Source organism: Anaerotignum sp., assembly GCF_031981185.1.
GTDB lineage: Bacteria > Bacillota > Clostridia > Lachnospirales > Anaerotignaceae > Chakrabartyella.
On sequence record NZ_DALYUL010000004.1, the window covers coordinates 37,792 to 52,887 of the forward strand.

The window sequence follows — 15,096 nt, forward strand, 5'->3', positions numbered from 1 at the left end:
TTGGTAGTAAACTGAAGAATGCAGTTTGCAAAAGTTTTTGATCTTGCTTTTTTCAAAAAGCAAGTGGGTTTGGGCAAAGCCCAAGGTTTCAACGAAAAAGAGCAGAATTGCTCTTTTTTTCTTTCTAAAAAGACTTGGAAATTTCCCATAAAAAGAATACAATAGGAACAGAATGTTCAAAACATAAGATAAGGAGGCGCAATATGAAAGCAGAAATTTTAGCAGTAGGAACAGAACTATTGCTTGGAGATATTTTAAATACCAATGCACAATACTTAGCCAAAGAGTTGGCGGCACTCGGGATTGAGGTATACTATCAAACGGTGGTAGGGGATAACCCCAAAAGATTGGAAGAAACCCTGTATCACGCCTTTTCAAGAGCGGATTTGGTGATTACCACAGGAGGTTTAGGCCCCACAGAGGATGACTTGACAAAGGAAACAGCGGCGAAGTACTTTGGGGAACCCCTTATTTTGGATGAAAAAGCATTGGCTCAAATTCAGGTTTTCTTTGACCGTATTGGCAGAACAATGACAGAGAACAACAAAAAACAGGCTTTTGTTCCTGCAAATAATGGCGTAGTAATGTACAACGCCAATGGCACCGCACCAGGAATTATCATAGAAAAAGATGAGAAAATCATTATAATGTTACCAGGCCCACCGAAAGAGGTGATGCCTATGTTTGAAAATCAAGCCAAGCCTTATTTGGCGAAAAAGCAGGAGTGTACCTTTATTTCCAGAATCTTGCGGGTAGCTAGTGTTGGGGAGAGTGCCATGGAGGAAATGGTAAAGGACTTGATTGATGCCCAAACAAACCCAACCATTGCTCCCTATGCCAAGGATGGTGAAGCCCTTTTGCGCATCACTGCTAAGGCAAAGGATGAAGAGGAAGCAGACCGCTTAATTGAACCTGTTGCTGCGGCATTAAAAGATCGTCTGGGAAAATCCGTTTATGCTGAGGGCGAAACAAATATGGAAACTGAGGTTGCCAAGCTTTTGTTGGCGCAGAAAAGGACCATTGCCGTTGCGGAATCCTGCACAGGTGGAGAAATATCTTCCCAATTGGTACGCTATCCCGGTATTTCTGAAGTATTTTTGGAAGGGTGTGTAACCTATACCAACGAGGCAAAAATGAAGCGTTTAGGGGTTTCTGCCCAGACTCTTGAGAAGTTCGGTGCTGTAAGCGAAGAAACTGCAAAAGAAATGGCGGAGGGCATTGCAAGAACCTCAGGTGCATCAATTGGCATCGCCACCACAGGTGTGGCCGGGCCTGATGGCGGAACGGAAGAAAAGCCTGTGGGCTTGGTTTATATCGGTATTTATAACAATGGAGCTGCTGAAGCCAGAGAATTCCATTTTGCGGGAAATAGAAATAAAATCAGAGAACGGGCAACCTTCCAGGCTTTGGATTGGCTGCGAAGAAAATTGCAATATGAGAAATAAAGGGGATTGGATGCTTCTAATTGCCGCCATACTGGGGGGTGGTGGCTTCATCGGAGTGAAATACCTTTTAGATTGGGGATATACACCATATCAAGTGATGCTAGGCAGATTTTTAATTGCAACAGCTTGTTTAAGCCTGATTTATTTTAAGAGGTATTTTCAAATAACGAAAAAAGAATGGGAAATGGGCAGTATTTTAGGTGTTCTGTTGGCGGCAACCTTTGTGCTATTAACAGTGGGGCTTCAATATACCACCCCATCTGTTAATGCTTTTTTATGTAATACCCAGGCTGCTATTGTTCCTTTTATTTGCTGGGTGGCTTTTCGCCAGAAGCCCTTGCCAAGCGGATTTTTAGCAGCATTTTTAACATTGTTTGGTGTGGCACTTCTATCGGTAACTGAGGATTTTAAATTGGACATTGGTGCTGTTTTGTCCTTTGGTGCGGCGATGGCTTTTTCCATGCAGATGGCATTTATGGGAAAAGCCGTTCTGGAATGTGATTCTGTGCACATTGCGTTGGTGGAACATTTGACAGTCACGATCATATCTTTTGTAATTACAGCTATAACGGGAATGGACATGCCTTCCCTAAATGGTCTTGCTGTAGTAAGCTTTTTCAATGTGGGTATCTTTTGTACAGCAATTTATTTTGTTTTACAATCCATGGGGCAAAAATATACCTCAGCCAATAAAACTGCAATTATTATTACCTCTGAATCTATCTTTGCCGCAATTATTTCAATTTTGTTTTATGGCGAGCGCATGGGATGGCGTGGCGTCGTAGGATGTGGGATTATTTTTGCGGCAATGCTTTTGGCGGAAAAGCCATTAGGAAAAACAGTTGACACAGAGGAAAAAATAAGTTAATATAAGAACATTAGTTCGTTTTGTTAGGGAGGGTGAAGATCAATTGGCAAAAAAAGATGATTCAAAAAAAGATGATATCAGATTTGAAGATAAGGATAAGGCGCTGTCAGCGGCGTTGGGCTATATTGAAAAACAATTTGGCAAGGGTGCTGTGATGAAGCTGGGTGACAGCAGTCGCCAGATGAATGTGGAGGTAACCCCCACTGGTTCTTTAAGCTTGGATGTTGCTCTGGGAGTTGGCGGTATACCAAAGGGCAGAATTATAGAGATTTACGGCCCTGAATCTTCGGGTAAAACAACCGTTGCCCTTCATATGGTTGCAGAGGTGCAAAAAAGAGGGGGAATTGCAGGTTATATAGATGCCGAGCATGCAATGGACCCTGTTTATGCTAAGGCTTTGGGTGTTAATATTGATGAATTGTATATCTCCCAGCCTGATAACGGTGAGCAGGCTTTGGAAATTGCGGAAACCATGGTACGCTGTGGCGCCATTGATATTGTGATTGTGGATTCTGTTGCGGCACTGGTTCCTAAGGCTGAAATTGAAGGAGAAATGGGCGAATCTCATGTGGGCTTGCAAGCCAGATTGATGAGTCAGGCATTAAGAAAACTGACGGGTATTACGAATAAATCCAAATGCACCGTGGTTTTTATCAACCAGTTAAGAGAAAAAATCGGTGTAATTTATGGCAGTCCTGAAACAACCACAGGTGGCCGGGCGCTTAAATTTTATGCTTCCGTACGTATCGACATCAGAAAGGCAGACGTACTGAAACAAGGAACTGAGCTGATCGGTAACAGAGTTAGAGTTAAGGTTGCAAAAAATAAAGTGGCGCCACCATTTAAAACGGCAGAGTTTGATATTATTTACGGTCAGGGAATTTCCAAGTATGGGGACATTTTAGACTTGGCCGCTGAGGTAAGCATTATTAACAAAAGCGGTTCATGGTTTTCCTATAAGGAGACAAGAATTGGTCAGGGCAGGGAGAATGCAAAGCAATTTTTGCAGGAGCATCCAGATATTTGTCTAGAGGTGGAGAATGCAGTAAGGGAGCATTACGGTCTGTTTTCTACGTCTGACGGGTCTAGACCGGGAGTAGACGGAAGTCTCTCGGCTGGAAACGATGGCAAATCGCCGAAAGTGCAAGGTGTTTTAGATGGGGAAGAAAATGGGTCTGGAATAGAAGAATTAGATTTAGAGTAAGCGAGTTTTATTAAAACACTCTAAAATGACTTTCAAAATAGGGCTCTTCATTATTGCCTCTTTGGAAGGTTTTAAAAAAATGTAAAAGCCCGTATATTGCGAAGGAAAGACCTTTCCATGCAAGAAGCGGGTTTTTTTTATGGGCAAAAAGGAAAACTTGATGAATGATCTTTAGAAAATCACTGTCGAAAACTGAATCCATTTTATGCTGAATTGTGATAGTGAAAGGTAAAAAAATGTGCTATAATGAAGAAATAAGGAGAAAGTTCAATGCTTGTGACAAGAATTACACCTCAGAAAAGAGATCCCTCTAAATACAATATTTTTGTTGACGGAGAATATGTATTTGCCCTCTCCATGGGTGATATGGAATATTTTCATATTAAAGAAGGCGGGGAAATACCCGAAAAAACGGTGGCCTTTATTCAGAGGAACCTGATTTATATTCAGGCCCAGAACAAGGCATTACATTTTATCGGGTACAAGTTGCGCACAGAAAAAGAAGTAAGGCAAAAACTCATGGATAGTGATTTTTCCGAAGAAATTATTGAAGAGGTAATGGTTTTTTTGAATAAGTATCAATATACCGATGATAGAGAGTATGCCAATCGATATATAAAGGATCGCTTGCATTTAAGTCCAAGGGGGGCTTACGCATTGCGAATGGAACTAATTCAGAGGGGAGTCTCTGAGGAAATTTGTGAAGAAGTTTTAGAGCAAACGGATTTTTGTGAGACAAAAGATGCAGTGAGATGGCTAGAGAAAAAAACAAGAGGTCAGTGGCCACCTGACGAGAAAAAAAAGAAGCAATTATATGGTTTTTTGCAACGGAAAGGTTACTCCTATGGAGTAATAAAGGATGCTTTTGAGGAAATGAATCAACAATAGGCAGGGTGTGGATCATGAAGTCTTATTTAGCTGAGATAAGAGAGCTGCGAAAAAACTTAGTGGAGTCATATAAAGAGGGCGATTACAAAAGGGCTTTGTTTCTTGGGGAACATTTATTAGAGCTTTATAAGAAAAGCGGAGACGAAGCCCAATCTGATTTGGGAGAAGACTTTCATAATGTTGCCGTTATTTTCGATGAGCTGGGTTACTATGAGAAAGCAGCAGAATATTATGGTAGAGGGGCAGAACTCAAAAAAGTGAATAGAGGCGAGTCTCGGGGATATGCAGATACAATGAATAATTTAGCCATTGTCTATAGCAATTTGGATAGACATGAAGAGGCCTTAAAAACCCATATGCAGGTCCTTAAAGTGCGAGGACGTAGGCTGGGACAATCGCATAAGGATTATATTCATACGTTGTACAACATAGGAAATTGTTATGAAAGCCTGAAACAGTATGAAAAAGCCATTGAAAGCCATGGACAGGCGTTGGAGAGAAGTTTGAATTGCCGTTCTTTGCAAATAATAGATTTGGCGGATATTCATTCCTCTATGGGCCGATGTTATGACAAAATGGGGAATTATAAAAAGGCAATTTATAACTATGAAGTTGCGTTGGATATAGTGGAAAAAAAACTGGGCAGCCAAAACATAGCCTACTTAAATAATGCCATCGCCTTAACTTTTGTATGTGAAAAGGCGGAACTTATAGGCCTTGCCGTGGAATATTGTGAGCGTGCCGTTGAGGTGCACAGGCAAATGTTTCAGCAAGGTCATTTAGATTATCTGAATTATTTGAGCTATCTGGCCAGTTTATACTATAAGGACAGTCAATTTGAGAAATCCTTACAATTACATACTTCAGGAATGGAGATCATAGAGAAAAAATTCGGACAAAATCATCTACTATATTTTGATTTTCTAGATAAAATATCTTTGGATTATTGTGGAATGAAGGACTTTACAAAAGCCTTGGAGATTGGTAGGAAAACCTTTGCATTAAGAGAGGCATATGAATCACAGAATACGAGAGTAAAGAGTTATGTGCAAATGGGCAAGATCATGGCAAAAAAGGAAGACTGTATGCAGGCACTTACCTTCTATAAACAGGCTTTGGATATTTTGGAAAAGGATTCCGATGAAAATCAGAGTCTACATGCACAGTTGTGGTTTGAGTTTGCTTGTATTTTTGAGCAACATGGTTCTTATGAAGCAGCGGCATTTCTATACGAAAAAGCCCTTGAAATAAATAAAATTCTTTCCTATGAAAATAAAAAAATCGTAATTTCACTGATGAATGCCATTGTGCAGGTTCGCCAGAAACAGGAAGAATATACCAAAGCGGTGTTAATTTGCCTGGAAATGGAAGAAATTGCAAGAAATGCTTTGGGAAAACGACATTCTGAATATGGTGAAGTTCTAAGAAATTTAGGGATTGCATACCAAAAATCGGGTGATTTGGCTTCGGCGGGGAAATATTTAGAGGAAGCCCTAAGGTTGCAAAGGGAAACTTTGGATGGTGACAACCCAATTTATATTGAGACCTTGGAGGCATTTGCGGAGATTTGCCTTTGTAAGGGTGACTTTAGCTATGCTTTGCAGCTTTACAAAGAGCGCAATGATATGAATTTTGAGGAAACACCTGAAGAGCAGAGAGTTGCCGCATGTACTCTTTTGGCCATGGGAAATTGCTGTTTCAAACTTGGAGATAAAGAAAATGCGAGAAAATATGCAATTAAAGCAGAAGAGAGATTGATTCAAAGTGGCTTAATGCCCAATGAAAGATATCTTCAATTAAAGGAAATATATGGAGAAGGAAAAAATGCTTGGATCCCTACCAATAAGCCGGTGAGAAGGCGTATGCGGGACAGTGAGCGGAAAAGCCTTGAAGATGCCATTGCTTTTATGAGGCAGCTTTATGAAATAAGCAAAGCCAAAGGTAATTTTGAAAATAGGGAAATGGCATTTGCGGTGTTTTCCTTGGGGGAGATGCATCAGCGTCTTGGTCAAAAAAATGAGGCTATCTTTTGGTATACTCTGGCGGAAAAGTATGCTAATCCTTCGTATTATGCAAGGACCTGTATTCGTCTGGGAGAGGTACTTTTACTATATGGAGACGAAGAAAAAGCACTGCAAAAATTTGTAAATGCCAAAGAATATATTGCAGAATATGGCGATACGCACTCATGGGAGAATTGCCGTGTTCTGGGTCATATCGGAGATTATTTCTACAAAAAAGGTGAAATGACAACGGCTTTGGGCTTTTATCATTCGTGGAACCAGCTTTATAAAGAGTTAAATTTGCCGGAATGCGCCTCAAGAGACAATCGGATTATAAAAATGGGAAAAATTTTAACTGCTTTTGAAAGACATAAGGAAGCCATGGAACTTTATTATGTGTTAGCTGTTTCAATCAGAAACCGAGAAGGAGAAACGGAAAGATTCAGTAAAATGCTTCTGCGGGTTGCAAGTCTTCATATTCAAATTGGAAACATTCAAGAAGGCGAGACAATGCTAGATCATGTTTTGATCTTGGCAGGGAAAAATGGAATAACAACAGAAAGTTTTGGCAAAGTTTGTGATAAAGTTGGAAGACTATATGCTATGGGTGGATTGGAAGAAAAAGCTTTGGAAGCATTGAAGTTGTCTTATGGAGAAAGTTTAAATGGTAAAAAATGCATGACCAAGGAAGGTATTCAGCTTTTGCGTGAGCTTTTATGGAAAAGCGGCGACAGCAAAGCTTATTTTTCCGTAAAAAATGGGCATGAATTAGAATAGTTTTTGTTGACATGGTTTTTTTGCTGTGATACTATTATGAAGTATGTTCAGCCGCACGAAGAGGTTTCAAAATCAAAGAATGGCTTTGGTTACCGTATTCGGCGAGTAAATTGCGAGGAGGTGTTCATATGTACGCAATTATTGAAACAGGTGGTAAGCAGTATAAGGTAGCTGAAGGTGATGTCATCACAGTTGAAAAGTTAGGCGTTGAAGCTGGTCAGGATTTTACATTCGGCAAGGTTCTTGTTTTGGCAAAAGACGGTGACGTTAAAGTTGGTGCTCCTTATGTTGAGGGTGCTGCTGTTACAGCTTCTGTAATTGGTGATGGCAAGGAAAAAAAGGTTATTGTTTATAAGTACAAATCCAAAAAAGGCTTTCACAAAAAAAGAGGCCATAGACAGCCTTTCACGAAATTACAGATCAAATCTATCTAATTATGATAAGAGCTATTATTTATCGTAAAGACGGAAAAATCTGCGGAGTTGAGCTAACCGGACATGCAGAGTATGCCAAAAGCGGTAGGGACATTGTATGTTCCGCTGTATCTGTACTGACGTTGAATACCATAAATGCCATTGAGCAATTTACGGAAATTCCATTTCGCTGTGAAGCGGATGAAAAAAACGGCGGTTTTCTCAAAGTCCTTTTCCCTTTAGAGGGTATGGCAGACCACGATACCCAGCTTTTATTGCAAACGCTGGAGATGGGATTGTCAGCAATAGAAACGGAATATAAACGGTATTTTACTTTGATTGATAAGGAGGTGTAAGTGATGTTCAGATTAAACCTTCAGTTCTTCGCGCATCATAAGGGCGGCGGTTCCACAAAGAACGGTCGTGACTCAAATGCAAAAAGACTTGGCGCAAAACGTGCAGATGGTCAGTTTGTTTTGGCTGGTAATATCTTATACACACAAAGAGGCACAAAAATTCACCCTGGTACAAACGTTGGCAAAGGTGGCAATGACACTTTATTTGCCTTGGTTGATGGCCGTGTGAAGTATGAAAGAAAAGGCAGAGATAAGAAACAGGTTTCTGTTTATCCTATCGAAATCGCTGAATAAGAATTGCGAAGGCTTCAAATGATACCATTTGAAGCTTTTTTCGTGAAAAGCAAAATAATTGCTTTTTGGGAAAAAGGTGAAGCTTGTTAGGTAATGGAAGAGTATAAAATTTTATTGAACCGTGAGCTGCCTTTGCTGGTATTCCTTTTCGTAGAAGTTAATCATAGTAAAATAATATTTTTAATTCATAAACTCTAATTAAAAATGAAAGAGCTTTTTGGCGTAAGACAGAGACCTTGGAATAGGCATTTTGAGGTAATTATAAAGAGGTGAAAAAATGTTTGTAGATAGAGTCAAGATTCATATTAAGGGTGGAAACGGCGGAAACGGCATGGTTTCTTTTTTCAGAGCGAAATATATCACTCACGGTGGTCCCGACGGCGGCGACGGCGGTAGAGGCGGCAGTGTCATTTTTGTGGGCGACGAAGGAATGAACACGTTGGTTGATTTTCGCTATAAAAGGGTTTTTAAAGCGCAAAATGGTGGCGATGGCGAAAAAAGAAACTGTTTCGGAAAAGATGGTCAGGATATCATTGTTCGCGTGCCCGTGGGTACTGTTATTCGTGAGGCACAAAGTGGCAAGGTTATGGCGGATATCAGCAAAGCTGGTGAGGAAAAGACCATGATTTTCGGCGGAAAGGGTGGAAAGGGTAATCAGCACTTTGCAACCCCTACCAGACAAGCACCAAGATATGCGGAAAGAGGACGTATTGCAAAGGAATACGATATTATTTTAGAATTGAAATTGATTGCAGATGTTGGACTGATTGGTTTCCCCAATGTAGGAAAATCCACATTGCTTTCTATGGTAACAAATGCAAACCCTAAAATTGCCAACTATCATTTTACAACCCTTTCTCCCAATTTGGGTGTCGTGCAGGGTAGATTTGGTGATAGCTTTGTATTGGCTGATATTCCTGGGCTGGTTGAAGGTGCCAGTGAGGGTGTGGGCTTAGGTCATGAATTTTTGCGCCATGTGGAAAGAACTAAGGTTTTTATCCATGTTGTGGATGCGGCAGGAGTAGAAGGGGATGATCCTGTTGAAAATATTCGTAAGATTAATCATGAGTTGGAAGAATATAATCCCCAATTATTAAAGCGCCCTCAGGTGATTGCAGCGAATAAGACGGATATTCCGGAAGCGGCGGAAAATGTGGAACGCTTGAAGGAAGCCTATGAAAAAGAAGGCTATAAAGTATATCCCATCTCTGCTGCAACGAACAAAGGACTAGACGAGCTTTTGACAGCTGTTGCCAAGATTTTGAAGGAGTATCCCGAGGATATTATTTTTGCCGAGGAATATGAAGAATATGATGAGGTTGCTGTGGATATCGATCCATTTACCATTGAAGAGGTAGAGGATGGATACTTTGTGGTAACGGGTGTTGGTGTAGAAAAAATGATTGGCTATACCAATATTGATACGGAAAAAGGTTTTGCTTTCTTCCAGAAATATTTGAAAGAAAAAGGCATTATTGAAGCCTTGGAAGAAAAAGGAATCGAACAGGGTCAGACCGTTCGTATTTACGATTTAGAATTTGAATTCTGGAAATAAAATTTATTAAAAACCCTACGGAGCTTAGGCTTCTGTAGGGTTTTTTTTGTCGATAAAGAAAGGAATGTTTTCCAAGGAAATTATCCTGTTTTTAAACATTTTTTAAAGAAACCATATATAATGAAGGTATAATGATAAGGAGAGTTACTCATGTGTAAAAAAATTTTATTATACATACTTTATATGGTAGAGATAACGGTGCTTATTTTTGTATGCGTTGACGCAGTCGGATTTTTTCACTATGGGTCAAGCCAATCAAAGCGAGGTGAGCTGTCAGAGCTCAAGGAGGGATGGACACTTAAGCTTAGAGGTGCCCTGTATCCCATAGAAGAGTTACCTCAGGAATTTGTTATGGTATCTGACGGTGCAGTGATTTTTAGACAACTGCCGGAAAAAATAAATGATAATTCTATTTTGGCCTTTGAAAATAGATTTCAAGATGTTCAAGTCAAAATTAATGGTGAAGAACGTTACACATATCAAGGATTGCTGCCCCAACAGGGGCGAAGGATGAACACCAATGTTCTTTGCATTGTGGATTTAGAGGAAAAGGATGCAGGGAAGGAAATCAAGGTTGCTTTTCAATCCCCTATGAAAACCATTGGTCTTCACCTTCCCAGTTTTTCTATGGGAACAGAGTCCGGTTTGATGTTGGAATCCTTGCGTGCGGGACTGTCATCTTTGGTTTTTTCGGGAATAATGCTTTTTTTTACCACATTGTGCTTTGCTATGTTTCTTAGAGAAAAAATAGGGCATGGAGAAAAGGTTGAAATACTTGCACATACGTCCATACTGATGTTGCTGAGCAGTATTTGGTCTATAGCAAATTCCGAAGTGGTTCATATGTGCATTCGTAATGATATTTTATTGGCCTATCTTTCTTTTAATTCTTTCATGCTATTACCCATTATGATACCTATTTTTTTTAGTGATGTTCTGGTGCGTTACAAAAAGTTTTTATATCGATTGGCCGGTGTAGCCACCTTTAATTTTTTGCTTCAGAATATAATTAATTTTGTAGGCATTTATCAATATATTCAGATGATGTCCATTACATATATTCTACTACTGTTTACAATCTTTGTTTTAATTGGAATCTCTATTGGGGAATATACAAAGGAAAAATCTTATTATATTGCCGGATTTTTGATTGCTACAATTGTATTTTTAAGCTTCTATATGATGGATGTGTTGCGATTTTTCTTCTTTGCACCTCTGGACAATGCAAGATTTTTTCGTTATGGTGTTTTGGCTTTTATCATTATTATTGTTTGGATTTGCGCAAAGAAGGTTCTGTGTTATGTTGAGGTTGAGATTGAAAATCGGGTATATAAAGAATTGGCTTTAAGAGATGTTTTAACCCATTTGCCTAATCGTGTAGCTCTGGAGAAATGTATAGAGAGTTTAGAGGAGAAAGGCGAAGTTTGCAAAAACTTAACGGTTATCTTAATGGATGTAAATGGGCTTAAGCCCGTAAATGATAAAAGCGGTCATGGTGCTGGAGATAGACTCTTATGCGAGGCGGCAAAAAGCATAAAGGAAGCATTTCCGGAGGAAAATGATGCATGGTACCGCTTGGGTGGGGATGAATTTGTGGTATTGATGACCGAAACAGAGTTAAGCAATGAAGAGTGTCAGCAAAGGTTGCAGAGGACTACTGAAAAATTGAAAAATTTTGAACATGGCCCCATTTCTATTTCCTGCGGTAGCCAAACCGTGAGGGATGTCAAGGTTACAAAAGAAATGGTTCATCATTTAATGCAGGAAGCGGATCAAATTATGTATAAAAACAAAATCCAGTATTATCAAAAGAAGTTAAACAAAAGAGGTTCCCATGAGGTTCTCTGAGATGAATCATTGTTATGATACTTAAGTCCTTTGTTTTATAACAAATCACGGTAATGTTGCTTATGGCAAAGAATAATGAAGCAAAATATAACCGCAATTAATAGTGTATCTGACGAATAACAACGGACTCTATGATGTTATGATGATATAAGCAAAATTTTTTTCATTCTATAAGCAGAAGTGTCGACATAGTCGACACTTTTTTTCTAATTAATGTTGCTAAAAATAGAAAGCTCATGATAGGAAAGTCTCGTGTGAAACAGATTAGTTTGTAGGTAATAAGAAATTGGTAAAAATTCATATCTTGGGAGTAAGAATTCTCAATTTGCATAGAGTTATTTTTACTTCTTTGGGAAACAATAATCCAAAATGAAGTAAATGAGGTGATAAAATGTATACCTTGGAGAGAAATACGCCAAGATGCAGAATTTTTTGGTTGGATGGTAAAAAGTTTAAAACAAATCTGTTTTTACTTTTTTTTGAGTTGCCTTTAAGACGAGAAACTGCTACAAAAACTGCTTTGCTGGCAGAGGTACTGCGTGAGGGATGCAAGGCTTATCCTGATGCCCGTAGAATTGCCATTGCCGCTGAAGAAATGTATGGTGCTTTGTGGGATATCTCTATTGTAAAAAAGGGGGAAAAACAATTATTGGTTTTCTCATTGGAAACAGCAAAGGCAGTAGAAACAGATACGGCAATTGGATTTCTAAAGGCACTTTCATCAGAACCTTTGGGGGATCATCTTGGATTCCCTGTGGCCGTTGTAAACCGGCGAAAGGAAATAATGGCAAGAAAACTAGCGGCGTTAAAGGATGACAAACAAGAATATGCCCGTAGGAGATGCTTACAGGAGGCAGCAAAGGGAACGCCCCTTGAAATTTCAGCCGATGGTTATGAAGAGGATTTGGATGAAATTGATGGGAAAATATTATATGACTATTACTCCAAAATTGTTGAGCATGCACCGGTTAAAATATTTTTTTGTGGTGATAGGGGAGAAAAAAAGAAGCTAACAGTTTTTCGTAAGATTTTTCAGGGTGGAGAACCTTTGGAGAGCTTAAGAGAGGTTGAAGTGGCCACTAGACAAGAGCCTGTTTTTGTAAGAGAGCATACACCTATGGAACAGGCAAGGCTTTTATTGGCTTTTGATACCAAGGCAGTATGGGGCAAGCGGAGCTATGGCACAATGCTAGTACTAAATCAGCTTTTTGGTGGTGATCCTGATTCATTGCTTTTTCAAAATTTAAGAGAGCGGGACGGTCTTTGTTATGACATCAAATCTTTTCCTTATCCATTAACAGGACTTTTATTTGTGCAAACAGGGATTAAGGTACAGGATGCTAAAAAGTCCGCAAAGGGAATTCTTCAGGAGTTGGAAAAGCTTGGCGAAGAAGCTGTGGAAGAAAAAAAGTTAGAGCAAGCAAAGACTGCTCTATTAAGGCAGTATGGTACCATCGCTGATCAGCCTTGGGCAATGGCGGATTTTTCTGTGGAACAGGTTTTGGGTGAAGGGGAGCGAGGTCTTGAGCCCTTTTTGCGCCGCATTCAGAATGTGACAGCGGAAGAGGTAAGCCGTATGGCTAACAAAGCCGTATTGAAAGCCATTTATTTGTTGAGCGGTCAGGAGGTGGCAAAAAATGAGGGAAAATGAAATAGATAAAAACGGCACAGCTTGGGTGAAAACTTCTTCTGGAATGGATTGCTATTTTTTCCCTATGCCAGATTACGAAGAGAAGATGGCGGCGATTGTGGTGAAAGCGGGTTCTGATTTTTTAGCCTGCAATGGTAAGAATCAAGAAAATCCTCTACGCTTTCCTGAAGGAACGGCACATTTTATTGAGCATAGGTTGTTCCGCCAAAAATGGGGAGATGCTTTTGCAACATTTAGCAAGCAGGGGGCTTCTGCCAATGCTTTTACCGATGCTGAGAAAACGGTATATTATTTTAGTTGTCAGGAAAATTTTTTCGAAAACTTGAGGTTGTTACTCAGCTTTGTACAAAACCCTTATTTCTTAAAGGAAGAAACAGAGCAGGAAAAAAGCATTATACAAAGTGAAATTACCATGTATGACGATAATCCCGATTGGCGAGTGTATTATCAGCTTTTGCAAGGGATGTATCATCATCATCCTATTCGCATTCCCATTGCCGGAGATGCAAAAGCAATGGAGAAAATTGATCATAATGTGCTGCAACAGGCCTACGAATGTATGTATACGCCAGAGCGGTTTAGCTTGATTTGTGCCGGCGATATTCGGGTGCCGAAAATTATTGAAACCGCCAGCATGATGAAAAAGAAAAATCCTGGTGAGAAACCCTTATTTGAAAGAGAACCGGAGAATGTGAAAGAAAGCTATGTGGAGGGAAAACTAGGCATTAGTAGACCAATTTTTCAGATTGGTTTTAAAATGACACCTGTAGATAAAGAACCAATAAAACAACGGATTCTAATGGGTATTCTGCTTGAAATTTTAGCTGGTGAAAGCAGCGCTTTTTATCAGGAGGCATATTACAAAAAATATTTGGATGAACCATTAGGGAATGCCTATTTCAGTGGTGAAGGTTATGCCTTTTGCGCTTTTTCCGGCGTAGGTGAAAGAGGAAAAGAAGTGAGTGAGCTTCTTTTGCAGCATTTGGAGGTTCTTTGCCAGGAGGGAATTGAGGAGGAAGATTTCCGCAGAATACGCAAGAAACAGATTGGTCGCTTTATTCGGCGCAATCAGTCGGTATCCGGCATGGTATTGGGACAAATTGAGTGGGCCATGGCGGATTGTTCAGCAGGACAAGTGTTTCGATATTTAAAAACTGTGAAAAAGAGTGAAGCTGAACTGTTATGTAAAGCTTTTGCAAAAGACAAGATGGTTCTTTCTGTGATACGGTAGGAAGAAATACGTTATTTCTGTAAAAGATGGTTATGTTTATAAAGCTGGGCAAATATGAATGTGACAGACTTGATTGAGTTGGAGAAATGTTATATTGAAAACAGCTTGAAGAATAGGACTTTTATAAAAGGAATTTGTTAAAGACTTAAACACAGAAGCCTTAACGGCTTCTGTGTTTTTATATGAAATACATACAAACAACTGCAATTTGTACGTGATTGCATTTTAGGAAGGATAAACGGTTTTATGAAAGAATTCATTGAGTTACAGGGCTCAATGTGGTATGATTTTTTCTAAACGGGTCAATAAGTAATACTATAGTAGAAAATTACCCGTTAAGTCTACATTTCAAAAAACCCTTGCACATCACTACTATAATAATAAGAAGAATTGGTTAGAATGAAATAAAAGGTATTTTGATTAAGAAGACAAGAAATGATAAGTTTTTAATAGATTGAAAGAGAAAGGTAGGTTGGCTTATGCCTGAAATATGGTTTCCTCATTTGGGGATAGAAATAAATCACCTAAACAGAGTTGCGTTTACAATTTTTGGAAAAGAGGTT

Annotated in this window: 12 protein-coding genes; all 12 read left to right on the forward strand. The window is 39.4% G+C overall.

Translation table 11 applies throughout. The features are described from left to right. The first annotated feature begins 203 nt into the window (after positions 1 to 203). The 12 genes from RTK36_RS03060 (at position 204) to yfmH (ending at position 14,533) form a co-directional block, all read left to right on the forward strand. A complete protein-coding gene (locus RTK36_RS03060) occupies positions 204 to 1,445 on the forward strand; it encodes a competence/damage-inducible protein A (RefSeq protein ID WP_312044221.1) in 1,242 nt (413 codons plus the stop codon). Further along, entirely contained in the window at positions 1,435 to 2,313 is an 879-nt protein-coding gene (locus RTK36_RS03065) for a DMT family transporter (protein ID WP_312044223.1), read from the forward strand. The genes RTK36_RS03060 and RTK36_RS03065 overlap by 11 nt, the downstream gene beginning before the upstream one ends. Positions 2,314 to 2,356: 43 nt before the next feature. Next, positions 2,357 to 3,517 carry a recombinase RecA gene (recA, locus tag RTK36_RS03070; protein WP_312044225.1) on the forward strand — a complete coding sequence of 387 codons (1,161 nt, stop codon included), beginning with the start codon at positions 2,357 to 2,359 and terminating at the stop codon, positions 3,515 to 3,517. A gap of 270 nt (positions 3,518 to 3,787) precedes the next feature. Next, complete coding sequence (locus RTK36_RS03075; RefSeq protein WP_312044228.1) at positions 3,788 to 4,405, forward strand: RecX family transcriptional regulator; 618 nt, start codon at positions 3,788 to 3,790, stop codon at positions 4,403 to 4,405. Positions 4,406 to 4,419: 14 nt separating this feature from the next. Further along, positions 4,420 to 7,185 (forward strand): tetratricopeptide repeat protein, encoded by a 2,766-nt coding sequence (locus RTK36_RS03080; RefSeq protein ID WP_312044231.1) that lies wholly within the window; start codon positions 4,420 to 4,422, stop codon positions 7,183 to 7,185. A gap of 128 nt (positions 7,186 to 7,313) precedes the next feature. After that, a complete protein-coding gene (rplU, locus tag RTK36_RS03085) occupies positions 7,314 to 7,619 on the forward strand; it encodes a 50S ribosomal protein L21 (RefSeq protein WP_312044233.1) in 306 nt (101 codons plus the stop codon). Between the two features lie 2 nt (positions 7,620 to 7,621). Then, positions 7,622 to 7,954: a ribosomal-processing cysteine protease Prp gene (locus RTK36_RS03090; protein WP_066047277.1), complete on the forward strand. Its 333-nt coding sequence runs from the start codon at positions 7,622 to 7,624 to the stop codon at positions 7,952 to 7,954. 3 nt (positions 7,955 to 7,957) lie between these two features. After that, positions 7,958 to 8,248, forward strand: coding sequence for a 50S ribosomal protein L27 (gene rpmA / locus RTK36_RS03095; protein ID WP_066047280.1), 291 nt, complete (start codon positions 7,958 to 7,960; stop codon positions 8,246 to 8,248). A gap of 277 nt (positions 8,249 to 8,525) precedes the next feature. After that, positions 8,526 to 9,803, forward strand: a complete 1,278-nt coding sequence (obgE, locus tag RTK36_RS03100; protein WP_312044235.1) for a GTPase ObgE — start codon at positions 8,526 to 8,528, stop codon at positions 9,801 to 9,803. Positions 9,804 to 9,953: 150 nt separating this feature from the next. Then, a complete protein-coding gene (locus RTK36_RS03105) occupies positions 9,954 to 11,651 on the forward strand; it encodes a sensor domain-containing diguanylate cyclase (RefSeq protein WP_312044237.1) in 1,698 nt (565 codons plus the stop codon). A 391-nt stretch (positions 11,652 to 12,042) separates the two neighbouring features. Next, positions 12,043 to 13,302, forward strand: coding sequence for an EF-P 5-aminopentanol modification-associated protein YfmF (gene yfmF, locus RTK36_RS03110; protein WP_312044239.1), 1,260 nt, complete (start codon positions 12,043 to 12,045; stop codon positions 13,300 to 13,302). Further along, on the forward strand, positions 13,289 to 14,533 hold the full coding sequence (gene yfmH / locus RTK36_RS03115) for an EF-P 5-aminopentanol modification-associated protein YfmH (RefSeq protein WP_312044241.1): 1,245 nt from the start codon (positions 13,289 to 13,291) through the stop codon (positions 14,531 to 14,533). The genes yfmF and yfmH overlap by 14 nt, the downstream gene beginning before the upstream one ends. Positions 14,534 to 15,096: the final 563 nt, after the last annotated feature.

Excerpts from the sequence above, each read along its gene's own strand:
- RTK36_RS03065 (WP_312044223.1), top strand. The coding sequence starts at position 1,435 with ATGAGAAATAAAGGGGATTGGATGCTTCTAATTGCCGCCATACTGGGG.
- RTK36_RS03075 (WP_312044228.1), top strand. The coding sequence starts at position 3,788 with ATGCTTGTGACAAGAATTACACCTCAGAAAAGAGATCCCTCTAAATAC.
- RTK36_RS03080 (WP_312044231.1), top strand. The coding sequence starts at position 4,420 with ATGAAGTCTTATTTAGCTGAGATAAGAGAGCTGCGAAAAAACTTAGTG.
- rplU (WP_312044233.1), top strand. The coding sequence starts at position 7,314 with ATGTACGCAATTATTGAAACAGGTGGTAAGCAGTATAAGGTAGCTGAA.
- RTK36_RS03060 (WP_312044221.1), top strand. The coding sequence starts at position 204 with ATGAAAGCAGAAATTTTAGCAGTAGGAACAGAACTATTGCTTGGAGAT.
- RTK36_RS03090 (WP_066047277.1), top strand. The coding sequence starts at position 7,622 with ATGATAAGAGCTATTATTTATCGTAAAGACGGAAAAATCTGCGGAGTT.
- obgE (WP_312044235.1), top strand. The coding sequence starts at position 8,526 with ATGTTTGTAGATAGAGTCAAGATTCATATTAAGGGTGGAAACGGCGGA.
- yfmH (WP_312044241.1), top strand. The coding sequence starts at position 13,289 with ATGAGGGAAAATGAAATAGATAAAAACGGCACAGCTTGGGTGAAAACT.
- yfmF (WP_312044239.1), top strand. The coding sequence starts at position 12,043 with ATGTATACCTTGGAGAGAAATACGCCAAGATGCAGAATTTTTTGGTTG.
- RTK36_RS03105 (WP_312044237.1), top strand. The coding sequence starts at position 9,954 with ATGTGTAAAAAAATTTTATTATACATACTTTATATGGTAGAGATAACG.
- rpmA (WP_066047280.1), top strand. The coding sequence starts at position 7,958 with ATGTTCAGATTAAACCTTCAGTTCTTCGCGCATCATAAGGGCGGCGGT.